This window comes from Nocardioides sediminis (genome assembly GCF_003047295.1).
GTDB lineage: Bacteria > Actinomycetota > Actinomycetes > Propionibacteriales > Nocardioidaceae > Nocardioides > Nocardioides sediminis.
On the sequence record NZ_PZYZ01000012.1, the window covers coordinates 1 to 23,367 of the forward strand.

Sequence of the window (23,367 nt, forward strand, 5' to 3'; positions counted from 1 at the left end):
CCTGCACGCCTCCATCGACACCGAGGGCCGCTCGGCCGACCGGCGTGGGGACTTCGACGACGTGTACGGCGACTGGGACGCGCTGCGCGAGGCCGTGTCGTCCGGGGGCGCGGCGGTCGCCGTCACCGGGGAGGGGTGGGCCGCCCTGCGCGCCGCCGAGGCCGACCCCGCGGGCCTGACCGACGAGCAGGCGCTGGCCCTGATGACCGCCGACGGCGACCTCCTCGAGCAGGTGTGCCGCCTCGCCGACGACCTGCGTCGCGAGACCGTCGGCGACGAGGTGAGCTACGTCGTCAACCGCAACATCAACTTCACCAACGTCTGCTACGTCGGGTGCCGGTTCTGCGCGTTCGCCCAGCGGCGCACGGACGCCGACGCCTACTCCCTGTCGCTCGACCAGGTCGCCGACCGGGCGCAAGAAGCGTGGGAGCTCGGCGCCACCGAGGTCTGCATGCAGGGCGGCATCGACCCCGAGCTGCCGGGCACGGCGTACTTCGACCTCGTCGCCGCCGTGAAGGCGCGCGTGCCGGGGATGCACGTGCACGCCTTCTCCCCGATGGAGATCGTCAACGGCGCCACCCGCACCGGACTGTCGGTCGAGGACTTCCTGGTGAAGGCGAAGGATTCGGGCCTGGGCTCGATCCCGGGCACCGCCGCGGAGATCCTCGACGACGACGTGCGCTGGATCCTCACCAAGGGCAAGCTCCCCACCCGCACCTGGATCGACGTCGTGACCACGGCGCACCGCGTGGGCCTGCCGTCGAGCTCGACGATGATGTACGGCCACGTCGACAACCCGCGTCACTGGGTGCAGCACCTGCGGGTGCTGCGCCGCATCCAGGACGCAGCGCTGGAATCTGGGGTGGTCGGCTTCACCGAGTTCGTGCCGCTGCCGTTCGTGCACACCTCCTCGCCGATCTACCTCGCCGGCGTCGCCCGCCCGGGCCCGACGATGCGCGACAACCTCGCCGTCCACGCGATGGGCCGGATCATGCTGCACGGCTCGATCCGCCACGTCCAGACGAGCTGGGTCAAGCTCGGCGTCGACGGCACCCGGGCCATGCTCCGCGCCGGCGCCGACGACGTCGGTGGCACGCTGATGGAGGAGACCATCTCCCGGATGGCCGGCTCTGACCACGGCTCGGCCAAGACCGTCGCCGACCTCACCGACATCGCGGCCGGCATCGGGCGTCCCGTGCGCGAGCGGACCACGACGTACGGCGCCCCGGTCCGGGCGGCACGGACGGCCACGCCGTGAGGGGCACGGGACGCCAGCCGATCCTCGTGGTCAGCACCGCGGCGAGCGCGGCGGACGTGCAGCGCCTCCGCGACGACCTCGGCCGCGACCCGGTCGTGCTGAGCGCCCCGACGGCCGAGGCCAAGCGGGTGGCGACCGCCCTGGGCGTCGAGCCCCGGCCGGAGGTGCTGCTGGCGCCGGTGCGCTTCCCTGACGCCGACCGGGGTCACCGCCTGGACGACCTCGTACGCCGCCACGCCCTGACGGACCGGTTCCGTGACGTGGTCGTCGTGGTCGACCCCGCGACGGTGACCCTGCTGCTCCGCGTGCTGGCGCCCGACCAGCTGCCGACCGCGGGAGCGGTGACCGTCGTGGGGCTCCCGCGACCCGACCGGGCCGTGGCCGTACGACGCGCGGTCGTCGCGGGCGTCGTGCTCGGCCTCCTCGCCGGTGTGGGCCAGTCGTGGGGACCGGTCCTCGCCCTGCCCGCCGTCGTGGCGGCGGCCGGCCTCGGCCTGCTGCTGGTCGTGTCGTGGCGGCACCTCGGTCGCGAGCTGCTGCTGGCCGCGGGGGTGTCGGTGCTCGTCCTCTTCCTCGGCGTCGCGGGATCGGCACGCTTCCCCGGCGCCTGGTGAGTGGAGCGCCCGCGCCTGCAGGGCTGAGCAGGACGCCCGGCGTCAGTCCGCCAGCGCCGCCGCCAGCCCCGCGATGTCGGCCGGGCCGGTGCCGCAGCACCCGCCGACCCAGCGCGCGCCGGCCCCCACCCACGCGTCCACGAGCCCGAGGTCGAAGCCCGACGGGCCCTCCCAGGTGCGCGTCGCGGCGTCCCAGCTGCCGCCCTTGTTGGGGTAGGCGACGGCCGGGAGGCCGGTGGCCCGGACGGCGGCCTCGACCGCCCCGAGCACGTGCTCGGGGCGGGAGCAGTTGACGCCCGCGGCGACCAGCGAGGTGGACCCTGCGAGGGCGTCGTACGCCTCGGTGAGGGGCTGGCCGGCGTTGGTGCGGTCGTCGGCGACGGAGTAGGTGAACCACGCCGGGACGCCGATCTCGTCCAGCAGCTCCACCAGCACCCGGGCCTCGTCGACGTCGGGGATCGTCTCGACGGCGAACAGGTCGGGGGAGGCGGAGGCGAGGAGCTCCAGGCGCGGGGCGTGGAAGTCCCGCAGCTCGCGGGCCGTGAGCCCGTAGCGGCCGCGGTACTCCGACCCGTCGGCGAGCACGGCGCCGTACGGGCCGACCGACGCGGCGACGAGCAGGCCCTCCCGCCCGGTCGACGCGGCGACCTCGTCGCGGACCTCCCGGGCCACCGAGACGCTGGAGGCGATCAGCCGTGCTGCCTCGCGCTCGTCGAGGCCGGCGGCCACCAGCCCCGGCACGCTCGCCTGGTAGCTCGCGGCGATGGCGACCTGCGCGCCCGCGTCGAAGTAGGCCCGGTGGGCGGCGGCGACCAGGTGCGGCGCGTCGGCCAGCAGCCGGGCGGTCCACAGCTCCGACCCGAGGTCGGCGCCGAGCGCCTCGAGGGCCGTGGACAGGCCGCCGTCCAGGACGGTGACCGGGACAGAGTCGGTCGTGAGGTCCCGGGCGTCGTCCGTGCGGCTCATGGCCACCACGGTAGGCGGCACCTCCTCGACCCCCGTCATCGTCCGCGGACCGGGCCGGAGGGGTCGCCGGTGCGGTTGTATGTCTCCATGACGGCCGCGCCGCGATCCCACGAGACGGTCCTCGCGGCGTTGCCCGCGCACCGGCGCGAGGTGTTCGAGGCCCGCCTCGAGCGCTGGTGGCCCGACCTGCTCGAGGGCCTGGCCGAGGTGTACGACGACGCGGACGCCGTGGCCGACCGGGTGGTCGCGCTGGCGGCGCGGGCCTACGCGGAGCGCGACGACGACCTGCACGCCCTCGACCTCCGGCGGACCCTGGCCCCCGACTGGTTCCAGCGGCCGGAGACGGTGGGCTACGCGGCGTACGTCGACCGCTTCGCCGGCACGCTGCGCGGCGTGGCCGACCGGGCGGCGTACCTCCGCGACCTCGGTGTCACCTACCTCCACCTGCTGCCGCTCCTCGAGCCGCGCGACGGCGACAACGACGGCGGCTACGCGGTCAAGGACTACCGGGCCGTGCGCCCGGACCTCGGCACCATGGACGACCTGCGCGACCTGACCCGCACGCTGCGCGCACAGGGCATCTCGGTCTGCCTCGACCTCGTCCTCAACCACGTGGCGGCCGAGCACGAGTGGGCGGTCCGGGCCCGCGCCGGCGACCCGACCTACCGGGCCTACTTCCTCGTCCACCCCGACCGCACCGTGCCCGACGCCTACGAGGCCACGCTGCCCGAGGTCTTCCCCGACTTCGCGCCGGGCAGCTTCACGTGGGACGACGACCTCGACGGCTGGGTGTGGACGACGTTCAACCGCTGGCAGTGGGACGTCAGCTGGGCCAACCCGGACGTCTTCTGCGAGTACGCCGACATCGTCCTCAACCTCGCCAACCACGGCGTGGAGGCGATCCGGCTGGACGCGATCGCCTTCATCTGGAAGCGGCTGGGCACCTCGTGCCAGAACCAGCCCGAGGTGCACGCGCTCACCCAGGCGCTGCGTACCGTCACCCGGATCGCCTGCCCCGCGACGGTGTTCAAGGCCGAGGCGATCGTGGGCCCGCGGGACCTCGTGCAGTACCTCGGCACCGGCCGCCACCACGGCAAGGTCAGCGATCTCGCCTACCACAACGGCCTGATGGTGCAGGGCTGGTCGATGCTCGCCTCCGGCGACGTGCGGCTGGCCAGCCACGCCCTCCAGCAGCTCGACCCGGTCCCCGCCTCCACGGCCTGGGTCACCTACGCGCGCTGCCACGACGACATCGGCTGGGCGATCGACGACGGGGACGCGGCCGCGGTGGGCGTGGACGGCTTCGCGCACCGGTCGTTCCTCGCCGACTTCTACAGCGGCGAGTTCCCCGGCTCGTGGGCGCGGGGGCTGGTCTTCCAGCACAACCCCGCCACCGGCGACCGGCGCATCTCCGGGTCGCTGGCCAGCCTCGCGGGTCTCGAGTGCGGCGACCCCCACGCGGTCGACCGGATCCTGCTCCTGCACGCGCTCGTCCTGGGCTGGGGCGGCCTGCCGGTCCTGTGGATGGGTGACGAGGTCGGCCTCCTCAACGACGCGCACTGGGCCGAGGACCCCGCGCACGCCGACGACAACCGGTGGGTCCACCGGCCCGTCCTGCCCTGGCCGGTGGTCGACGAGCACGACCTGCTCCGCGCCGTACGACGCCTGGTCCGGGCCCGCGGCCGGACCCCGCACCTGCACGCGTCGACCGGCACCGAGGTGCTCGACCCCCACGACACCGGCGTCCTGCTGACCCTGCGCCAGCACCCGCTCGGCCCGATGGTCGGGGCCTACAACGTGACCGCCACGGAGCGGTGGGTGTGGGGCGACCGCCTCCGGGCCGTGGGCCTCGACCCGCACCACAGCGTCGACCGGGTCAGCGGCGTGACGCCCGCTCTGGCCGGTCCCGGGGACGTGCGGCTGGCGCCCTACCAGGCGGTGTGGCTGACGGCCCCGTGACCGGGTGCCGTCAGGCCGGCAGGACGCGCAGCTCGTTGCCGTCGGGGTCGGCCATCACCACCCGTGTCGGCTCCCGGTCCAGCACGCGGGCACCGAGGAGGACCAGCCGGTCGACCTCGTCCGACAGGTCGGCGTCGACGACCAGCTCGAGGAGCATCCGGTTGGGCCCGTGCCGCTCGTCGAGCGGCGGACCGCCCCACGCGATCTTGGGCCGCCGTGCGGCGAGCGGACGGCTGTCTCGCCGTCCTGGTCCCACACCAGCGGCCAGTCCAGGGTCTGCGACCAGAAGCGGCCGACCTCCGGGGTGCCGTCGCAGGCCAACTCGCCCAGGAACCCGCACCCGGCGAGCCAGCGGTTGCCGTGCTCGATCACGCACAGCTCGTTGCCGTCGGGGTCGGCGAGCACCACGTGCCCCTCCTCCGGCAGCTGCCCGACGTCGAGGTGCCGCCCGCCGAGGTCGAGGACCCGCTGGACGGTCCTCTCCTGGTCGCCGGGGACGGCGCTCGTCAGGTGCAGGTGGGTCTGGTTGAGGCCCACCCGCGGCGAGTCGGTCGCCTCGAACCGCATCCCGAACCCGGTGTCGTCGGTGGCCCGCAGCCGGGTGGCGTCCGCGAGGTCGGGCTCCCAGCCGAGCAGCTCCGCCCAGAAGCGGGCCAGCCGGTGCGGGTCGCTGGCGCGAATGCACAGGACGTCGAGCCTCACTGACACGAGCGCACCACCGTCCGGAGCATCACCCGGCCACGCTAGGCCGACGACGCCGGACGCGCGACCGGGATTCCGGCCCGACCGGCGCACAGCGTCGGCAGCTGGGACGGCGGGGACCGCGTCGCAGGCGTGCCTGCACGATCCCGCCCGCGAACTGCCGACGCTGTGCGCCGGCTCAGCGCGTCGACGTGTCGATCACGAACCGACCGCGCCCGTCAGGTGCCCGACGCCTCCTCGTCGACGCCGTCGGCGATCGCGGTGGCCGCGACGCTTCGGTCGACGTGGCTGCGCATCAGGGCGGCTGCACCCTCGGAGTCCCGCTCGACGACGAGGTCGACGAGCCGCCCGTGCTCCTCGAAGTCGCGGGCCCGGGCCTCGCCGTCCGGGGGCACCTGGAGGCCCGCGCGGCGGTAGCGGTCGGACTTGTCCCACAGGTCGTCGAGCAGGTGCACGAGCACCGAGCTGTGCGAGGCGGTGTAGATCGCCCGGTGCACCTCGCGGTGGGCCACCAGCGCGGGCTCGCCCCACTCGCGGGTGACCGGCAGCAGGTGGCGGAGCGCCTCGCGCATGCGCTCGACGTCCTCGTCCGTACGACGCGTGGCCGCCAGTCCGGCCGCCTCCGACTCCAGCGCCCGCCGGGCCTCGACGAGCTCGCGCGCCTCCACGGGGTCCATGGCCGCGACCCGTGCGTTGCGGTGCGCGTCCAGGACGACCAGGCCCTCGCCGCTGAGCCGGCGGATCGCCTCGCGCAGCGGGGTGATGCTGATCGAGAGCTCGTCGGCCAGCACGTACTGCTTCAGGGCCGACCCGGCCTCGATCCGGCCGTCGAGGATGCGGCCGCGGAGCTCGGCGTACGCGACGTCGCTCTTGCTGGAGTACCCGCTCGCAGTCATGCCCGGATCTTATAAGGCCCGGTTGCGGAATCCGCCGAAGGCGCCGTAAGGTCGGTCTCACATCTTATAAGATCGACCGAGAGGGCAGCCCGTGAAGATCGTCTCCGTCCATGAGGGAGTCATCCCGATCAGCTCCTCGATGAGCAACGCGTTCATCGACTTCAGCACGATGGACTGCTCCGTGGTGGCGCTGGTCTCCGACGTGGTGGTCGACGGTGAGCCGCTGGTCGGCTACGGGTTCAGCTCCAACGGGCGCTACAGCGCGGGCGAGATCCTGCGCCGGCGCATCCTGCCCCGGCTGACGGCCGCGCCCGCCGACGCGCTCCTCGACGAGCACGGGGAGCTCTCGCCCGCTCGCGCCTGGGACCTGATGATGCGCAACGAGAAGCCGGGCGGGCACGGGGAGCGGTCCGTCGCGGTCGGTGTCGTCGACATGGCCCTGCACGACCTCGCAGCCAAGGCGGCCGGGGTGCCGCTCTACCGCTGGATCTCCGACCGCTACGGCGACGGCGACCCGGACGAGTCGGTCTTCGTCTACGCCGCAGGCGGCTACTACGCGCCCGGCAAGACCGACCGCGACCTGCAGGACGAGATGCGCGGCTTCCTCGACGCCGGCTACGAGGTCGTGAAGACGAAGATCGGCGGCGCCGACCTGGCCGAGGACCTGCGCCGGGTCGAGGCGGTGCTGGAGGTCCTCGACGGCGACGGCTCGCGCCTCGCGGTCGACGTCAACGGTCGCTTCGACCTCGACACCGCGCTGGCCTACGGCCGCGCGCTCGAGCCCTACAGCCTGTTCTGGTACGAGGAGGTCGGCGACCCGCTCGACTACCGGCTCAACGCCGTGCTGTCCGAGCACTACCCCCACCCGATCGCGACCGGCGAGAACCTCTTCTCGCTCCAGGACGCGCGCAACCTGGTGCGCCACGGTGGGATGCGTCCCGACCGCGACTGGATCCAGGTCGACCCGGCGCTGAGCTACGGCCTCGTGGAGTACGTCCGCATCCAGGAGATGCTCGCCCGGCACGGTTGGTCCTCGCGACGCTGCATCCCGCACGGCGGCCACCAGTTCTCCCTCCACATCGCCGCGGCGCTCAAGCTCGGCGGCAACGAGTCCTACCCCGGCGAGTTCCAGCCGACCGGGGGCTTCGCCGACGACGCGGTCGTCGAGCGCGGTCGCGTCAGCCCGGGCGAGCGTCCGGGCATCGGCCTGGAGGGGAAGGCGGCGTTCCACGCGGTGCTGCGCGGGCTGCACGCCGAGGGGTGATCGGAGTCCTCAGGGCGTGCGGCGCGCCGCGGACTCCTCGAGCAACCGCCGCGCGACCTCACGCAGCTTGACGTTGTTGTCCTGGGAGAGCCGCGCCAGGAACCCGAACGCCCGGGCCTCGTCCAGCTCGAAGCGCTCCATCGCCACGCCGACCGCCTGGCCGATGAGCTGCCGGGTCGCGACCGCCTCGCGCAGCTGGGTGATCTCACGGGCGTAGGCGATGGCCATGGCCGACTGGTGGGCGAAGAGGTCGGCCAGGGGGTCGATGTCGGCGAAGACGCCCGCCCGCGGGGCGTACAGGTTGAGCGCACCCTGCGAGCCGTTGGCGTCGAAGAGCCTCAGCCCTGCCTGGGCCTCGATGCCCGCGGCAACGGCGACCGGGGCGTATCGCGGGAACCGCGGGTCCTCGGCGAGGTGCGGGGCGAACACGTGCACGGTGTCGACCGCCGCCTCGTAGCAGGGCCCCTCGTGGAGCTCGTACTGCGCCGCGTCCAGGCCGAGGAGCAGCGGTGCGGTGGGGGCGATCGTCTCCAGGCGGCCGTCCGCGTGCTTGACGGTGATGCTGGCGTGCTCGACCTCGGGGATGACCTCGACGGCGGCCCGGGTGATCTGCTCGAGCGTCCGGTCGAGGTCCCCGGGGGACAGGGCCTCGGACAGGCGACGGCTCGCGTTCGTCATCTCACGCGCGGCGTCCATGGCGCACCACCTTCTCGGTCGTGGGCTGGGGGCGGCTTCCAGGCCCTTGGTCTCAAGACCTGGAAGCCTAGGACAGCGGCACGTCCCGGGGTCGCGTGCCGTCCTGGGCGAGCGGTACCCCCGAGGTCGAGTCCTATTCACGCAGGGTCCTGCCCGTCTGCATCGTGGGACCCGTTCAGGAGCCGTTCAGGGTCGGTCCGTACGGTCGGGACGGATGACTACTGCGATCCGAACCCGCCACGCCCTCGGCCTCACCCTGGCCGCCGCCATGCTCTCGCTCGCCGCCTGCGGAGGCGGCGACGGTGACGCCGCCGACTCCGCCGCGGAGGCCTCGTCCGCCGAGCAGTCCGAGCAGTCGGACCAGACGGCGGGTGACGCCGCCGACCTCGAGGGGATCCCCGACGTCGTCGCCGAGGTCAACGGCGAGGAGGTCACCAAGGAGGAGTTCGCGCCGATCTACCAGGCCCAGCTCCAGCAGGCCACGATGCAGGCGCAGATGAGCGGGGAGAAGCCCGACGAGGAGGCGCTGAAGGAGCAGACCGCCGACGACCTCGTCGACACCGAGCTGCTCGCCCAGGAGGCCGAGTCCCGCGGGATCGAGGTCACCGACCAGGACGTCGACGACGAGCTCGCCTCGATCGCCGAGGACAACCAGATGGGCTCGGCCGACGAGCTCCTCGAGGCGCTGGAGCAGCAGGGCACGACCGAGGACCAGGCCCGGGCCCAGCTCGAGACGCAGGTCATGATCGAGCAGCTCGTCGCCGACGAGGCCGGGCCCGCGAAGGCCACCGAGAAGGAGCTGCGCGCGCTCTACCAGCAGGCCAAGGAGCAGCAGGCGCAGATGGGCCAGCAGGGCGGGCAGCAGCAGGAGATCCCGCCGTACGAGAAGGTCAAGCCCCAGCTCGAGGAGCAGGCCGAGTCCCAGCGAGTCGGGACGGTGGCGACCGAGCTCGTCGAGCAGCTCCGCGAGGACGCGGACATCACCATCAACCTCTGAGGTCGTGGCGATCGGCCCGACAAGCTCGACGCGCCTGGCGGAACCCCGGGGGATGGGTGCGTCGCCAGACGCGTCTTGATAGACGGTACGGCCATCGCCGACGGGGCGACATTCCCCCGATGGGGTAACCCGGTGCGGGGTGGCCGGAGCCGTCGAGAAGGGCCGAGGTCCGCGCCGGCGGATCGACGACGGGGGGTCGACGGTACGCCGGCGCGGTGGGCCCGGGACGCCGGGACATGGGGGGGTGGCGACACAGGCCCTGCGCTCAGGGCGGGCCCCGAGCAGCACCGCGATGGTAGAGCAGGTAGAACGTGTTCGCAGCCCTTTGGGTGGAACACCCACGCCGGGCGGTCCGGGCGGGTGCGTGGTCCCGGTCACCCACCGCTCCGGCATGCTGTCCGCGACCGCCGACGACGAAGGGTTCCTGATGGGTTCCGTGCTCGACTGGGTCGTGATGGTCATGCGGACCCTGGGAGCGCCCGGGGTCGGGGTGGCCACGGCCCTGGAGACGGTGTTCCCGCCCGTCCCCAGCGAGGTGGTGCTGCCGCTGGCCGGCTACACCGCCAGCCAGGGTCACTACGGCCTGGTGCCGGCGATCCTCTGGGCGACCGTCGGCTCGGTGGCGGGTGCGTTCGTGCTCTACCGCCTCGGCGCCCTGTGGGGGGCCGAGCGGCTGTGCGCGACCGCGGAGCGGATCCCGCTGCTGCACGCCCGCGACGTCGAGCGGGCCATCGCGTGGTTCGGCCGCAACGGCCGGTCCGCGATCTTCCTGGGCCGGCTCGTGCCGGGGGTGCGCAGCTTCATCTCGATCCCCGCCGGCATCGACCGCATGCCGCTGCTGCAGTTCACGCTCTACACGACCGCCGGCAGCCTGCTGTGGAACGCGGCCCTGATCGTGGCCGGCTACGAGCTCGGCGCGCAGTGGCACCGTGTGGAGGCGTACGTCGGCGAGGCGTCGGTCGTCATCTACGCGGCGCTCGCCGCCGCCGTGCTGTGGTTCGTCGTACGACGGGTGCGCGCCCACCTCGGCACCACCGGGGGTGCATGACCCGCGGGCCGACGGGGAACGACCTCCCCGTGCCCCGCCGGACGGTGGCGGCGCGTGGAGGGAGACAGAGCATGAGCGACAGCACCGACGGCCCCGGACCGTCCGAGCGTGGCCTGGCCGTGGTCACGGGGGCCTCGACCGGCATCGGTCGCGCCTTCGCCGAGATCCTCGCCCGGGAGGGCTTCGACCTGGTCATCGCGGCCGACGAGACCTACATCCTCGAGGTGGGGGCCGAGCTGGCGGCGTCGAGCGGGCGCCGGGTCGTGCCGCTGCACGTCGACCTCTCCGGGGGGCCGGGCGTCGAGCACCTGCACGACCAGGCGTCCGCTCAGGGCGTCCCCGTGACCGTCGCGGTGCTCAACGCCGGGATGGGCGTGCACGGCCGGTTCGACGAGGTGGACCTCGAGCGGCAGCTGCAGCTGATCGACCTCAACGTCCGTTCGACCGTGCACCTCGCCACCCTGCTGACCCGCGACATGGTGCTGCGCGAGGAGGGGCGGCTGCTGTTCGTGTCCTCGATCGCGGGCAAGGGGCCCGGCCCCGGCCACGCGGCGTACGCGGCGTCGAAGGCCTTCGTCCACTCCTTCGCCGAGGCGACCCGTCACGAGCTCGCCGGCACGGGGGTCAGCGTCACCTCGCTGCTGCCCGGGCCCACCGACACCGCCTTCTTCGAGCGGGCCGGGATGCAGGACACCGTGGTGGCGCGCGGCCCCAAGGACGACCCGTACGACGTCGCGCGGGAGGGGTACGACGCGATGATGGCGGGCCGCGACCAGGTCGTGGCCGGGTCCGCCCGCAAGGCCCTGGGGGCCACCACCGCCGCCGGGGAGTCGTCCGCACCCCTCGGGGTCTGACCCCGGTCACCGGGCACCGCCTACGTTCGAGGACATGGACTACCCCCTCACCAAGGCCCTCGCCGTCGCCACCCTGGGCTACAGCGCCTGGGCGGTCGCGCGGCCTGACGCCCTGCGGGCCCAGCTCGACGACCCCGCCGAGTGGCGGCAGCCGGTCTCTCGCCTGGCCTTCACCTACGCCGGGCGCGACGTGCCCGTCTCGACGCTCGCGCTGCTCGGGGGCGCCCAGGGTGCCCGCACGGCCGCCCTGCTGCGCATCGCGGGCGACCTGACCGACGCCCTCACCTTGGGCACGACCGCGTCGTCGGCGGCCTCGCGGAAGAAGGCCGCGGCGGTCGCTGCCGGCTACGGCGTCGTCAACGCCCTCGCCCTGGTCGTCGACGAGCGGCGCCGCCGGGCCTGACCCGGATCGTCCCGGCCCGCGACGCGCGTACCCAGCGGCGGCCGGGATGGGTAGGTTCGGCACCGAGCCCCGGGTCGGGGCGGACAAGGGGAGGCCCATGACCGCTGACGTCGCCCGGGGTCGCGCGCGGTCGTCCTCGCGCGCGGGCGCGCTGCTGGCCACCGCCCACGCGGGACCGACGGCGGCCGTCACGCTGCTGGCCGGCCTGCTGGCCCTCGCGCAGGAGCTGTCGCCGGGAGACGTCGCGCTGGTCGTCGGCGCGGTGCTGGCCGGGCAGCTCTCCATCGGGTGGAGCAACGACCTGGTCGACCTCGGCCGCGACCGGCGGACCGGTCGCGACGACAAGCCGCTGGCCACCGGCGCCGTGTCCGTCACCACGGTGCGCGTCGCCTGCGCCGTGGCCGTCGCGGCGTGCGTCGTCCTCTCCCTCGCCTGCGGGCTCGCGGCGGGACTGGTGCACCTCGGGTGCGTCGCCGCCGGCTGGGCCTACAACCTCGGCCTCAAGGGCACGGCCTGGTCGTGGCTGCCCTACGCCGTGGCGTTCGGCGGGCTGACCGTCTTCGTCTCGCTGACCGGTGGGGAGGCGCCGCCGTGGTGGTGGCCGGTGGGGGCGGCCCTGCTGGGCGTCGGCGCACACCTGCTCAACGTGCTCCCCGACCTCGACGACGACGCGGCCACCGGGGTCCGTGGCCTGCCGCACCGGCTCGGTGCCCGGTGGATCGCGCCGGTCGCCGCCCTCGTCCTGGGTGCCGCGAGCGCGGTCGCCCTGGCCGGCGCCGCGCCGCCACCGGCCCTCGCGGTCGGTGTGGGCGCGGTGGTGCTCGCCCTCGTGGTGCTGGTCGTGCGCGGTCGCGGCCGGACGCCCTTCCTGGCGGCCGTGGGCATCGCCCTGGTCGACGCCGCCCTCCTGGTGGCCGCCCGATGACCCGCCCGCGGCCACGTCCGTGCCTTCGTCCCCGTCCCCGCTCCTGCCCACGCCCCTGGAGGCTGTCATGAGGATCCTGTCCGCCCGCGGCGCGTTGCCGGCGTACTCCCACCCACAGGAGGAGATCACCGAGGCGTTCGGCGAGGTGATCTCCGAGCGCAGCGTGGACCGCGCGCTGCTGCGCCGCTTCCACCGCAACGCCGGCGTGGAGCGGCGGCACACCGTCCTGCCGCTGGAGGAGTACGCCGGGCTGCGCGACTTCGGGCAGGCCAACGACCTCTTCATCGAGCACGCCGTCCAGCTGGGCGCCCAGGCGCTGGTCGACGCGCTCAAGGCCGCCGACCTCACCCCCTCCGACGTCGACCTGGTCGTCACCGCCACCGTGACCGGCCTCGCGGTGCCCTCCCTCGACGCTCGCATCGCGGCCGTCGTGGGGCTGCGCGAGGACGTCCGCCGGATGCCGCTGGTCGGCCTCGGGTGCGTGGCCGGGGCGGCGGGGATCGCCCGGGTGCACGACTACCTCCTGGGCCACCCCGACCACACCGCGGTGCTGGTGGCCGTCGAGCTGTGCTCGCTGACCCTCCAGCGCGACGACGTGTCGGTCCCCAACCTGGTCGCCAGCGGGCTCTTCGGCGACGGCGCGTCGGCCGTCGTCGCGACCGGCGCGCGCGGGGCGGACGGTCCCGTCGAGGTGCTCGCCTCCCGCAGCCGGCTCTACCCCGACAGCGAGCGGACCATGGGCTTCGACGTCACCGGGGGTGGCCTGCGCATCGTCCTGGACGCCGAGGTCCCGACCCTCGTCGAGCGCCACCTGCGCGGCGACGTCGACGGCTTCCTCGCCGACCACGGGCTCACCCGCGCCGACATCGGCTGGTGGGTGTGCCACCCGGGCGGGCCCAAGGTGATCGAGGCGCTGCAGTCGGCGCTCGAGGTCCCGCGGGACGCGGTCGAGCTGACGTGGCAGTCGCTGGCGCGCGTCGGCAACCTGTCGTCGGCCTCGGTCCTGCACGTCCTCGAGGACACGCTGCGCGAGCGGCCGCCGGCACCGGGCAGCCACGGCGTGCTGCTGGCGATGGGGCCAGGCTTCTGCTCCGAGCTCGTGCTGCTGCGGGGCGCCGCGTGACCACCCTGGCCGCGTTCACCGTCCTCGTCGCCCTCGTGGGCCTCGAGCGGATCGCCGAGCTCGTCGTCTCGACCCGCAACGCCGCCTGGAGCAAGGAGCAGGGCGGGGTGGAGACCGGCCAGGGCCACTACCCGTTCATGGTGGTCCTGCACACCGGCCTGCTGGTCGGCGCGCTGGCCGAGGCGTGGCTGCGCCGGCCCGACGTGCCGTCCGCGCTGGCCTGGTCGATGCTCGCGCTCGTCGTGGCCTCCCAGGCGCTGCGCTGGTGGTGCATCACCACCCTGGGCCGCCGCTGGAACACCCGCGTCATCGTGGTCCCCGGCCTGCCCCCGGTCACCTCGGGCCCCTACCGGATCTTCCGCCACCCCAACTACGTCGCCGTGGTCGTCGAGGGGGTCGCCCTGCCGCTCGTGCACGCGGCGTGGATCACCGCGGTCGTCTTCACCGTGCTCAACGCCGGGCTGCTGGCGGTGCGGATCCGCGCCGAGGACGCCGCGCTGGCGACGCTGCCCGACGCGGGCACGGGGACGGACAGCGGGACGGGCGCGGAGGCGGGCCGTGCGTGACCTCGTCGTCGCCGGCGGCGGACCGGTCGGCCTGGCCGTCGCCCTGCACGCCGCCCGTGCCGGGCTCGACGTCGTCGTCCGGGAGCCCCGCACCGGCCCGGTCGACAAGGCGTGCGGCGAGGGGCTGATGCCCGGCGCCGTGGCCGAGCTGGCGGCGCTCGGGGTGCACCCGGACGGCCACCCGCTGGTGGGCATCCGCTACGTCGCGGCCTCCGGCCGGGGGGCCGCCGCCGAGGCGACCTTCGAGGCCGGGCCGGGCCTCGGCGTGCGTCGTACGACGCTCCACGCCGCGCTCTCCGACGCCCTCGCACGCGCCGATGTCCCGGTGGAGGCCGAGCCGGTGCGGTCGGTCCGCGACGCCGGCGGACACGTGCTCGTCGATGGCGAGGCCGCCCGCTACCTGGTGGCCGCGGACGGCCTCCACTCACCCGTACGACGCCTGCTCGGCCTCGACGTCACGGCTCGCGGTCGCCGCCGGTTCGGCCTGCGCTGCCACGTGGAGCAGGCGCCGTGGACGCCCTTCGTCGAGGTGCACTGGTCGGCGCGGGCCGAGGCCTACGTGACCCCGGTGGCCGACGACCTGGTCGGGGTCGCGGTGCTCACGGACTCCGGGGGGCCGTTCGACGACGTGCTGGCCTCCTTCCCGGCGCTGGCGGCCCGGCTGGACGGCCCGCGGACCCGGGTGATGGGCGCCGGTCCGCTGCGGCAGCGGGCCAGCCGCCGGGTCGCGGGCCGCACCCTGCTCGTCGGCGACGCCGGCGGCTACGTCGACGCGCTCACCGGCGAGGGGATCGCCCTCGGGCTGGCGCAGGCCCGGGCCGTCGTGGCCTGCGTCGTCGCCGACGACCCGCAGCGCTTCGAGGGGGTCGCGGCCCGCCTGGGCCGACGCCACGAGCTGCTCACCCACGCCCTGCTGCGTGCGACCGCGCACCGCCCGGTGCGCCGCCGCATCGTCCCGGCGGCCGCCCGCTCGCCCCGGCTCTTCTCCGCCGCCGTCAACCAGCTCGCCCGACCGATCGAGGTGCCCGCATGACGTCCGCCCCCCTCGAACAGGTCGTCCTTCTCGACGAGGAGGGCCGCGCCGTCGGCACCGCCGACAAGCGGGCCGTGCACCACGCCGACACCCCGCTGCACCTGGCGTTCTCGTGCTACCTCTTCGACGGCGAGGGCTCGGTCCTGGTGACCCGGCGGGCGCTGCACAAGCCGACCTGGCCGGGGGTGTGGACCAACGGCTGCTGCGGCCACCCCGCCCCGGGGGAGCCGCTCGAGGACGCCGTACGACGTCGGGTCGAGCAGGAGCTCGGCGTGCGGCTGGAGGGGCTGCGGCTGCTGCTGCCGCGGTTCCGCTACCGCGCCGTCATGGCGGACGGCACGGTCGAGCACGAGATGTGCCCCGTGTTCGCCGCGAGCACCACCGACACGGTCCGGCCCGACCCCGCCGAGGTGGACGAGGTGCGGTGGGAGCCATGGGACGCCTTCCGCGCCGGGGTGCTGGACGGCAGCCGCGACATCTCGCCGTGGTGCCGCGAGCAGGTGGCGGCGCTACCGGCCGACCCGCTCACCGCACCCCCTGCGTCGTACGACGAGGTGCCGCCCGCCGCGCGTTACTGACGTCCGGCCGGGGCGTGCGACCTGAGTCACCGGGTGACTCAACTCGTCGGACCTCGACCGATCGGGTCGGAGCTGCGACCTGAGTCACCGGGTGACTCAACTCGCAGCGCTCGGGCGGGGCTGGTCGCGCCGGCGACCTGAGTCACGGCGTGACTCAGCTCGTAGCGCCCGGATCGGGGCCCACGCGAGGCCCGACAGCCACTCAGCCTGCGGGCGTGCCTGCCTCGCGCCGCGTCGCCCGGCGCCAGGGCAGCGTCCCCTCGAGCTCGACCTCGAGGGAGAAGCTGAGGAACGTCCGGACCAGCACGATGAGGCCGAGCGCCAGGGCGCTCTCCAGCGTCGGGTCGACGGTGATGGTCAGCACGATGTCGGCGATGATGAGGAACTCCAGACCCAGCAGGATGGCGCGGCCGACGTTGCGCCGCGCGGCCTCGTAGGCCGACTGGGCGCCGGTCGTCCGGGCCGACCACAGCGCGTGCACGCAGGCCGTGAGCGAGCCGACGACGAGGATCGCGACGCCGCCGATCTCGAAGCCGTGGACGACCAGCTCCATGAGCTCGTCGAAGCTCATCGGCAGGTCACCCGACGACGTCCTCGTCCTCGACCTCGTCGCCGGGCGGGTGCGCCGGGGTCTCGGGGTCGGTGTCCAGCTCGTCGCTGAGCTGCTCCTCGTCGAGGTCGTCGTCGTGGGCGGGCGTCTCGCTCAGGGGCTCGGGGTTCTGGTCGGTCATGTCGCGCTCCTCAAGGGTCGTGGTGCCTCCGACACCGGCCGGCCTCCGGACTCCAGCAGCCTAGGACCGTCCCGCGGCGGCAGGGAAGTACCCCTGCGGGGGATCGCGATCGGGCGTCGGGGCGCGACCGTCGGTACGGTCTCGCGGTGGTCAAGGCAGTCGTCCCCGGGATCGTGCTCACCCTCGCCGTCGTGGCGGGCGGCGCGTGGCTCTGGCGCGAGCACACCCAGGGGGAGGCGTGCGAGGTCATCCGTGCCAGCGTGGAGCGCCGCGGGACCGCGCCGGTCGGGTCGGGGGAGCGGACGGTCGTGGTCATGGGCGACTCCTACGCCCAGGGCTGGGGGCTGCGGGACCAGCGCGCCTCGTGGCCGACCGCGTTCGCACGGGAGGCGCAGGCGACGGTGCGCGTGGACGGGTTCGCCGGCTCAGGGTTCACCGGGTCGGCCTACTGCGACGGCCAGGAGTTCGGCTCCCGGGCCCAGCGGCTGGCGCGCGGCGACGACGAGCTGCTCGTGATCCAGGGCGGTCTCAACGACGTCAACGCCGACGCGGGACTCATCGAGTCCGCGGCGGTCGCCGTCGTCGAGACCTCCGGGGCCGAGGTCGTCGTCGGGCCGCCACCCGCGCCCGACCGCGGGCTCGCGCTGACCGCCGACACCGACGCCGCCCTGGCCCGCGCGGCCGAGCAGGCGGGCGTGCCCTACGTGTCCACCCTCGCCTGGGACGACCTGTCCTACCTGCCCGACCGGCTGCACCTGACGCCGGAGAGCCACGACGTCTTCGGCACCCGGGTGGCCGAGGCGCTGGTCGAGGAGGGCGTGCTGCGCTGAGGAGCGCGCCCTCCAGCAGACTTGTCCCCGACCCCCGTCCCGAAGGAGAGACCCTTGATCTTCATCACCGCCAAGTTCCAGGTCCGCCCCGAGTCCGCCGAGAAGTGGCCGGAGATCAGCCGGGCCTTCACCGAGGCGACCCGGGCCGAGCCCGGCTGTCTCTGGTTCGACTGGTCGCGCAGCCTCGACGACCCGGACGAGTACGTCCTCGTGGAGGCCTTCGCCGACGGCGCCGCCGGCGCCGCCCACGTCGGGTCCCAGCACTTCGCGGACGCGCAGCGCGACCTGCCGCCGCACCTGGCCGCGACGCCGAAGATCATCAACACCACCATCGATGGCTCGGACTGGTCCGAGCTCGGCGAGATGGCCGTCGAGGGCTGAAGAGCCTCAGGAGTACGACGCCGCGGTCTCCACGAGCACGTCGTGCAGGGCGAGCTCGGCAGCAGCGCGCACGCGGCCCGGCCGGTGCGCCATCAGCACCCGACGTGACGGGGCGGTGTCGCCCAGCGAGACCACCCGCACGTCGGGGTGCTGGTTGACGGTGGCCGTGCGCGGCGCGAGGGCGATGCCCAGCCCGACGCTGACCATCGCCTGGGCCTCCTGGTAGTCGTTGGCGTGGAAGGCGATGGACGGGGTGAACCCCGCCGCGACCGCGCTGCGCTCGAGCACCTCGACGACGGGGTGCCCGCCGGCCCGGATGATCCACGGCTCGTCGGCGAGGTCGGCCATCCTGACCGTGCGCCGCCGGGCGAGCCGGTGGGTGGCGCCGACGAGCAGCACGGTGGGGTCGGTGAAGAGCTCGGTCAGCACCAGCTCCTCGTTGTCGACGCGCTGCCACTCGTAGTCCCACAGCAGGGACACCGCGACCTTGCCCTCCTCGAGCATCCGGACGAGGTGGTCCTCGCGGCCGCTGTGGATGGTGAGCTCGATGGCCGGGTAGAGCTCGCGGTAGCGGCGCACGGCCAGCGGGAGGAACGAGCTCCCCACGGTCGGGAACGTGCCCAGGGTGACGCTGCCGCGGCGTAGGCCCGCGATGTCCGCGAGGTCGGACTCCGCGGCCGCGAGCTGGCGCACCACCTTGCGCGCGTGCCGGGCGAGCACCAGCCCGGCCTCGGTCGGCGTCATCCCGCGGGCGTGCCGGTCCAGCAGCGGCTGGCCGGCCTCCCGCTCGAGGCGCAGCAGCTGCTGCGACACCGCCGAGGGCGTGTAGCCCAGCGCCGTGGCCGCGCCGGTGACGGAGCCCTCCTCCACGATGGCCAGCAGGACCTGGAGCCGTTTGACGTCGAGCACGGCTCGATTCTGCCTGAAGTCCTGCTTCATGGCCATGTAGCAGCCTCCAGCACCGCTGGACGCACGCGCCGGGCTCGTGACGAGCTGACGTGTCGGAATTGGATGAAGCATTCCTACACGCACGTGTTCGAAGTCGTGATTGTGCTTCACCTCACGGCGCCCCACGCTGAGGTGGTCCGGAACCCGTCCGGGCCTGCAGCCAGGAGGCGAGATGCACGAGATCCCCGCGACGTGGATGCGCGGCGGGACCAGCAAGTGCTGGGTCTTCCGCCGTGACGACCTCCGCGTCGGTGACCTCTCCGTGGACGAGGTGCTGCTCCGCGTCTACGGCAGCCCCGACCACCGGCAGGTCGACGGCGTGGGCGGCGGCACCTCGACCACCAGCAAGGCCGTGATCCTCGCGCCGTCCGCCGACGCGGGCGTCGACGTGGAGTACACCTTCGCGCAGGTCGGCATCGAGGAGGCCAAGGTCGACTGGGGCAGCAACTGCGGCAACTGCTCGGCCGTCGTCGCCTCCTTCGCGATCCGCGAGGGCTGGGTGCCCGCCGGCGAGGACGAGACGGCCGTCCGCGTGCTCAACACCAACACCGGCCAGCTCATCGTCCAGCGTGTCCCCACCCCGGGTGGGGTGCTCTCCGAGGCGGCCACCGACAGCATCCCCGGCGTGCCGTTCCCCGGCTCTCCGGTGCGGATGGGCTTCGTCGACCCGGCGGGGCGCAGCACCGGCCGGCTCTTCCCCACGGGCGACGTCAGGGACCACCTCCCCGGCGCCGGGGTGACCGTGACGCTCGTCGACGCCGGCGCGCCCGTGGTGGCCGTCGACGCGGCCGACTTCGGGGTGCGCGGCGACGAGGGCACCGACGTGCTCGACGCGGTGCCCGGCCTGCTGGCCCGTCTCGACGTCGTACGCCGCGAGGCCGGGGTCCTCATGGGCCTCGCCCCCGAGCCGGCCGCGGTCGCCCGTGCGGTGCCCAAGCTGGCGATGGTCTCCGCCGCCGGGGACGAGTCCGAGGACCTCACCGTGCGGATGCTCTCGATGGGCCGCTTCCACCCCGCGGTCCCGGTCACCGGCTCGGTCGCGCTGACCCTCGCGGCGGCCACGCCCGGCACCGTCGTGCAGCGCGTCGTCACCGGCGACGCGAGCGCGGGCCTGCGCATCGGCACCCCCGCCGGCCCGGTGACCACGTTCGTCGAGGACCACGACGGCGCGCCGGTCGTGGGCGTCGTCCGCACCTACCGCCGCCTGGCCCACGGCACCGTCCTGCTGCCCGACCCCCCGCTGCTGCCCTCCGCCTCGGCCTGAGCAGCCCCCACTTGACACCTGCCCCCGTCGCGGGGCTCGCTACACCTGGAGGAACTGATGACCCAGCACGTCCATGACGAGGACGTCGTGACGACCGGCGACGGGCCCGCGCCCCCCGCGGCCGAGCCCGACCGCCCCGCCCCGAGCCCGCGCGTCGCAGGAACGATCGTGGCGTGCTTCACCGCGCTCGCGGTGGGCGTCTCGGTGCTCGGGGGCGACCTGCTCAACCCCCCGGCCTCCACCGCCGACGGTGACTACGAGGGAGAGACCGTCGAGCTGATGATCCCGCTGGCGGAGGGTGGTGGCACCGACACCTGGGCGCGCTTCGTGTCCGCCGAGCTCACCGAGGCGGTGCCCGGCTCGCCCGGCCTCGCGCCGGAGAACGACGACGGCGGCGAGGGCATCCTCGGCACCAACCACTTCATGTCCTCGGCCCGCACCGACGGCACCGAGGTGCTGGTCAGCACCGCCTCGACCGTGGTGCCCTACCTCCTCGACGTGCCCGCGGTGCGCTACGACTTCAGCCAGCTGCGGCCCATCCTGGCCAACGGCACCGGGGCGGTCGTCTACGCCCGCACCGGCGCCGGCGTGAAGGGGGTCGAGGACCTCGTCGACCGCGACAAGCCGCTCGTCTTCGGCGGCATCGCCGCCACCGGGCTCGACCTGACCACGCTGCTGGCCTTCGACCTGCTCGACGCCGACATCGACTCCACCTTCGGCTTCGAGGGCCGCGGCCCGGTCAACCTGGCGCTCCAGCGCGGCGAGGTCGACATCGACTACCAGACGACGTCGTCGTACGGCCCCGCGGTCGACCCGCTCGTCGAGGACGGCACCGCCGTGCCGCTGTTCTCCCTCGGCCAGGTCGACGAGGGCGGCGAGATCGTCCGGGACCCCAACTTCCCCGAGATCCCGACCGTCGTCGAGGTCCACGAGAAGCTGTACGGCGAGCAACCCGACGCCGACGCGCTCGCGACGTACCGCTCGATCCTGGCCCTCACCTACACCTACCAGAAGGCGCTCTGGGTGCCCGAGGAGACGCCGGACGAGGCGGTCGAGCTGCTCCGCTCGACGGCCGAGGAGCTCGGCGCCGACCCGGCGTTCCAGAAGTCCGCCGCCGAGGTGCTCGGGGGCTACCCGATCGACGCCTCGCCCGACCTCGCCGAGCGCATCGGCGAGGCCTACCGGGTGGACGACGACGTCCGTGAGGACGTCCTCGAGCTGCTCGAGTCCGACTACGACATCACGATCGACTGAGGCTTCCCATGACTGACGCAGCCTTCTCCGCCCTGGCCTCGCTGGCCGATCCCTCCCTCCTGGTCATGCTGGCCGTCGGCGTGGTCGCCGGCCTCGTGATCGGGCTCATCCCCGGCCTCGGCGGCACCGGCGCCGTGGCGATCCTGCTCCCCGTCACCTTCGGCATGGAGCCCGAGCAGGCCCTGGCCATGCTCATCGGCGCGCTGGCGGTGGTGCACACCTCCGACACCGTCGCCGCGGTGCTCCTCGGCGCGCCGGGCTCTGCCTCGGCGAGCGTGACGATGCTCGACGGCTACTCGATGGCCCGGCAGGGGCAGGCCAAGCGCGCGCTGTCGCTGGCCTTCCTCTCCTCCATGGCCGGCGGCCTGATCGGCGCGGTCGGGCTGACCGTGGCGATCCCGCTGGCCCGGCCGCTGGTGCTGTCCTTCGGCAGCCCCGAGCTGTTCATGCTGACCATCCTCGGCGTCTCGCTGGCGGCGGTGCTCTCGCGCGGCAACGTCGTCAAGGGCCTGACCGCCGGCTTCCTCGGCCTGCTGCTCGGGCTCGTGGGCACCTCGCCCACGACCGCCGAGGAGCGGTTCTCCTTCGGCTCCCTGTTCCTCAGCGACGGCGTCTCGCTGGTCGCGGTCGCGCTGGGCATCTTCGGCCTCGCCGAGATCGCCAGCCGCGTCGGCCAGCGCCGCGTCACCGAGCGGCCGGTCGAGCTGACCGGCGGCTGGGGCTCGGGCATCCGTGAGTGGCTGACCCACTGGACGCAGGTCGTCCGGGGTGCCCTCATCGGCATCTGGGCCGGCGTGCTGCCCGGCGTCGGCGCGACGGCCGGGACCTGGCTGGCCTACGGCCAGGCGGTCGCCACCGCCAAGGACAAGCGCAAGTTCGGCAAGGGCGACCCGCGCGGCATCGTCGGCCCCGAGAGCGCCAACAACTCCGTCGAGGCGGGCGACCTGATCCCGACGTTCCTCTTCGGCATCCCCGGTGGCGTGCCGTCGGCGATGCTCCTCGGGATGCTGCTGACCTACGGCATCCAGCCCGGTCCGGCGATCGTCACCGAGCACCTCGACCTGATGTACCTCATCATCTGGGCCTTCGCCATCGCGAGCGTCGTCGGCGCGTTCCTGTGCTTCATGGCGACGCCGTCGCTGGCCAAGCTGACCAAGGTGCCGTTCGCGGTCCTCGGCCCCGGCCTGCTGGTGGTCATGCTCCTCGGCGCCTACCAGGAGGGCGGCCAGCTCGGCGACCTGTGGGTGATGGTCGTGCTCGGCGTCGTCGGGTTCTTCCTCAAGGCCACCGGCATGCCGCGCGCCCCGTTCCTCATCGGCTTCGTGCTGGCCATCCCGATGGAGCGCTACTACTACCTGACCACGAGCCTGTACGACGGCGCCGGCTGGATGGCGCGCCCCGGCGTGCTCGTCTTCGCCGCCCTGCTCGTCGGCCCGCTCCTGTGGGCGCTGGTCAAGAAGGTCCGCGGTGCCTACGGTGCCGTCGACGACGGGCACCGCAGCGAGCTCGAGGAGCTGCCCGGCGAGGACCTCGAGGGCTCGATGGCCGGCACCCGCTGGTCGTTCACGGTCGCGCTCGTCGCGGTCCTGCTCTTCGTCGGCGCCCTGTGGGTCAGCGGCTCCTTCTCCGAGGAGGCGCAGCTGATGCCCCGCCTGGTCTCGTTCTGCGGGCTGGTCGCCGCCGGCACCCTGCTCTGGCAGGAGCGCCGCAACGCCCGTCCCCGACCGCCGGCGGCGGCGGAGCCCGAGCCCCTGCCCTCGTCGGGGTCGACCGTGGTCGCCAGCCGGGTGGACACGGCCGCCGACCCCCGGGTCGAGGCCCGGCGCCGCGACCTGGTGATCGCCGGTCGCACCTTCGCGGCGATGGCGACCTTCCTGGTGCTGGTCGCCCTGGGCGGCTACCTGGCGGCCACGCTGGTGTTCGTCCCGGTGTTCCTGCTGTACGCCGCCCGCGCCCGGCCGCGCACCGCGGTGGTCTACACCCTGGTGCTCGGGCTCGTGCTGCTCTCGCTGCCGTCCCTGCTGCCGGTGGACCTCCCGATGGGCTGGCTCCAGTGAGCACGCGCCGTACGACGTCC

At 74.1% G+C, this 23,367-nt stretch carries 25 protein-coding genes and 1 pseudogene; 18 read left to right on the forward strand and 8 right to left on the reverse strand.

Annotated elements, in window-relative coordinates:
* Positions 1–1,258: 5-amino-6-(D-ribitylamino)uracil--L-tyrosine 4-hydroxyphenyl transferase CofH (cofH, locus tag DAI17_RS19725; protein WP_107774956.1), on the forward strand; the 1,258-nt coding region annotated here is incomplete at its 5' end.
* The gene (locus DAI17_RS19730) at positions 1,255–1,872 is read left to right on the forward strand and encodes a hypothetical protein (protein ID WP_107774957.1); all 618 of its coding nucleotides are present in this window, start codon (positions 1,255–1,257) and stop codon (positions 1,870–1,872) included. The genes cofH and DAI17_RS19730, both read left to right, overlap by 4 nt.
* 42 nt (positions 1,873–1,914) lie before the next feature.
* Here DAI17_RS19730 and mmuM read toward each other — a convergent pair whose 3' ends face one another.
* Positions 1,915–2,838, reverse strand: coding sequence for a homocysteine S-methyltransferase (gene mmuM, locus DAI17_RS19735; protein ID WP_107775009.1), 924 nt, complete (start codon positions 2,836–2,838; stop codon positions 1,915–1,917).
* Between the two features lie 87 nt (positions 2,839–2,925).
* On the opposite strand from mmuM, the gene DAI17_RS19740 reads away from it, so the two are divergent.
* A complete protein-coding gene (locus DAI17_RS19740; RefSeq protein WP_107774958.1) occupies positions 2,926–4,797 on the forward strand; it encodes an alpha-amylase family protein in 1,872 nt (623 codons plus the stop codon).
* Between the two features lie 10 nt (positions 4,798–4,807).
* Here DAI17_RS19740 and DAI17_RS21735 read toward each other — a convergent pair whose 3' ends face one another.
* From DAI17_RS21735 to DAI17_RS19750, 3 genes and pseudogenes are all read right to left on the reverse strand, one after another.
* Positions 4,808–4,954 carry a VOC family protein gene (locus tag DAI17_RS21735; RefSeq protein ID WP_325049884.1) on the reverse strand — a complete coding sequence of 49 codons (147 nt, stop codon included), beginning with the start codon at positions 4,952–4,954 and terminating at the stop codon, positions 4,808–4,810.
* Between the two features lie 269 nt (positions 4,955–5,223).
* A pseudogene (locus DAI17_RS21640) lies at positions 5,224–5,592 on the reverse strand (VOC family protein); the annotation flags it as partial.
* 125 nt (positions 5,593–5,717) lie between these two features.
* Positions 5,718–6,395 carry a GntR family transcriptional regulator gene (locus DAI17_RS19750; RefSeq protein ID WP_107774959.1) on the reverse strand — a complete coding sequence of 226 codons (678 nt, stop codon included), beginning with the start codon at positions 6,393–6,395 and terminating at the stop codon, positions 5,718–5,720.
* A gap of 91 nt (positions 6,396–6,486) precedes the next feature.
* On the opposite strand from DAI17_RS19750, the gene DAI17_RS19755 reads away from it, so the two are divergent.
* Positions 6,487–7,659 (forward strand): enolase C-terminal domain-like protein, encoded by a 1,173-nt coding sequence (locus DAI17_RS19755; RefSeq protein ID WP_107774960.1) that lies wholly within the window; start codon positions 6,487–6,489, stop codon positions 7,657–7,659.
* Between the two features lie 9 nt (positions 7,660–7,668).
* Here the strand turns inward: DAI17_RS19755 and DAI17_RS19760 are convergent, their stop codons facing one another.
* Complete coding sequence (locus DAI17_RS19760) at positions 7,669–8,355, reverse strand: GAF and ANTAR domain-containing protein (protein ID WP_107774961.1); 687 nt, start codon at positions 8,353–8,355, stop codon at positions 7,669–7,671.
* 214 nt (positions 8,356–8,569) lie between these two features.
* On the opposite strand from DAI17_RS19760, the gene DAI17_RS19765 reads away from it, so the two are divergent.
* The 9 genes from DAI17_RS19765 (at position 8,570) to idi (ending at position 15,882) form a co-directional block, all read left to right on the forward strand.
* On the forward strand, positions 8,570–9,352 hold the full coding sequence (locus DAI17_RS19765; protein ID WP_159081658.1) for a SurA N-terminal domain-containing protein: 783 nt from the start codon (positions 8,570–8,572) through the stop codon (positions 9,350–9,352).
* Between the two features lie 391 nt (positions 9,353–9,743).
* Positions 9,744–10,400: a DedA family protein gene (locus tag DAI17_RS19770; protein WP_107775010.1), complete on the forward strand. Its 657-nt coding sequence runs from the start codon at positions 9,744–9,746 to the stop codon at positions 10,398–10,400.
* A gap of 71 nt (positions 10,401–10,471) precedes the next feature.
* A complete protein-coding gene (locus tag DAI17_RS19775; RefSeq protein WP_159081659.1) occupies positions 10,472–11,254 on the forward strand; it encodes an SDR family NAD(P)-dependent oxidoreductase in 783 nt (260 codons plus the stop codon).
* Positions 11,255–11,288: 34 nt separating this feature from the next.
* Positions 11,289–11,657, forward strand: a complete 369-nt coding sequence (locus tag DAI17_RS19780) for a hypothetical protein (RefSeq protein ID WP_107774964.1) — start codon at positions 11,289–11,291, stop codon at positions 11,655–11,657.
* A gap of 97 nt (positions 11,658–11,754) precedes the next feature.
* Positions 11,755–12,582, forward strand: coding sequence for a UbiA family prenyltransferase (locus tag DAI17_RS19785; protein ID WP_107774965.1), 828 nt, complete (start codon positions 11,755–11,757; stop codon positions 12,580–12,582).
* A gap of 67 nt (positions 12,583–12,649) precedes the next feature.
* On the forward strand, positions 12,650–13,705 hold the full coding sequence (locus DAI17_RS19790) for a type III polyketide synthase (protein WP_107774966.1): 1,056 nt from the start codon (positions 12,650–12,652) through the stop codon (positions 13,703–13,705).
* On the forward strand, positions 13,702–14,271 hold the full coding sequence (locus DAI17_RS19795; protein ID WP_234412621.1) for an isoprenylcysteine carboxyl methyltransferase family protein: 570 nt from the start codon (positions 13,702–13,704) through the stop codon (positions 14,269–14,271). Before DAI17_RS19790 ends, DAI17_RS19795 begins: the two co-directional genes overlap by 4 nt.
* Positions 14,264–15,304 carry an NAD(P)/FAD-dependent oxidoreductase gene (locus tag DAI17_RS19800; protein ID WP_107774967.1) on the forward strand — a complete coding sequence of 347 codons (1,041 nt, stop codon included), beginning with the start codon at positions 14,264–14,266 and terminating at the stop codon, positions 15,302–15,304. Before DAI17_RS19795 ends, DAI17_RS19800 begins: the two co-directional genes overlap by 8 nt.
* Positions 15,301–15,882, forward strand: coding sequence for an isopentenyl-diphosphate Delta-isomerase (gene idi, locus DAI17_RS19805; protein WP_107774968.1), 582 nt, complete (start codon positions 15,301–15,303; stop codon positions 15,880–15,882). The genes DAI17_RS19800 and idi overlap by 4 nt, the downstream gene beginning before the upstream one ends.
* 202 nt (positions 15,883–16,084) lie before the next feature.
* Here the strand turns inward: idi and DAI17_RS19810 are convergent, their stop codons facing one another.
* Both DAI17_RS19810 and DAI17_RS21110 read right to left on the reverse strand, forming a co-directional pair.
* Entirely contained in the window at positions 16,085–16,453 is a 369-nt protein-coding gene (locus DAI17_RS19810) for a DUF1622 domain-containing protein (protein WP_107774969.1), read from the reverse strand.
* A gap of 7 nt (positions 16,454–16,460) precedes the next feature.
* Positions 16,461–16,613 (reverse strand): hypothetical protein, encoded by a 153-nt coding sequence (locus DAI17_RS21110; RefSeq protein WP_159081660.1) that lies wholly within the window; start codon positions 16,611–16,613, stop codon positions 16,461–16,463.
* Between the two features lie 146 nt (positions 16,614–16,759).
* Between DAI17_RS21110 and DAI17_RS19815 the strand changes: the two genes are divergently transcribed.
* Positions 16,760–17,443, forward strand: coding sequence for an SGNH/GDSL hydrolase family protein (locus tag DAI17_RS19815; RefSeq protein WP_107774970.1), 684 nt, complete (start codon positions 16,760–16,762; stop codon positions 17,441–17,443).
* Between the two features lie 54 nt (positions 17,444–17,497).
* The gene (locus tag DAI17_RS19820) at positions 17,498–17,824 is read left to right on the forward strand and encodes a putative quinol monooxygenase (RefSeq protein ID WP_107774971.1); all 327 of its coding nucleotides are present in this window, start codon (positions 17,498–17,500) and stop codon (positions 17,822–17,824) included.
* 6 nt (positions 17,825–17,830) lie between these two features.
* On the opposite strand, the gene DAI17_RS19825 is transcribed toward DAI17_RS19820, so the two are convergent.
* Positions 17,831–18,733 carry a LysR family transcriptional regulator gene (locus tag DAI17_RS19825; protein ID WP_107774972.1) on the reverse strand — a complete coding sequence of 301 codons (903 nt, stop codon included), beginning with the start codon at positions 18,731–18,733 and terminating at the stop codon, positions 17,831–17,833.
* 211 nt (positions 18,734–18,944) lie between these two features.
* On the opposite strand from DAI17_RS19825, the gene DAI17_RS19830 reads away from it, so the two are divergent.
* From DAI17_RS19830 to DAI17_RS19840, 3 genes are read left to right on the forward strand one after another with little or no spacing between them, the layout of a single operon-like run.
* The gene (locus tag DAI17_RS19830) at positions 18,945–20,036 is read left to right on the forward strand and encodes a PrpF domain-containing protein (protein WP_107774973.1); all 1,092 of its coding nucleotides are present in this window, start codon (positions 18,945–18,947) and stop codon (positions 20,034–20,036) included.
* A 57-nt stretch (positions 20,037–20,093) separates the two neighbouring features.
* Positions 20,094–21,290 (forward strand): type 2 periplasmic-binding domain-containing protein, encoded by a 1,197-nt coding sequence (locus DAI17_RS19835; protein ID WP_107774974.1) that lies wholly within the window; start codon positions 20,094–20,096, stop codon positions 21,288–21,290.
* Between the two features lie 8 nt (positions 21,291–21,298).
* Positions 21,299–23,347: a tripartite tricarboxylate transporter permease gene (locus DAI17_RS19840; protein ID WP_107774975.1), complete on the forward strand. Its 2,049-nt coding sequence runs from the start codon at positions 21,299–21,301 to the stop codon at positions 23,345–23,347.
* Positions 23,348–23,367: the final 20 nt, after the last annotated feature.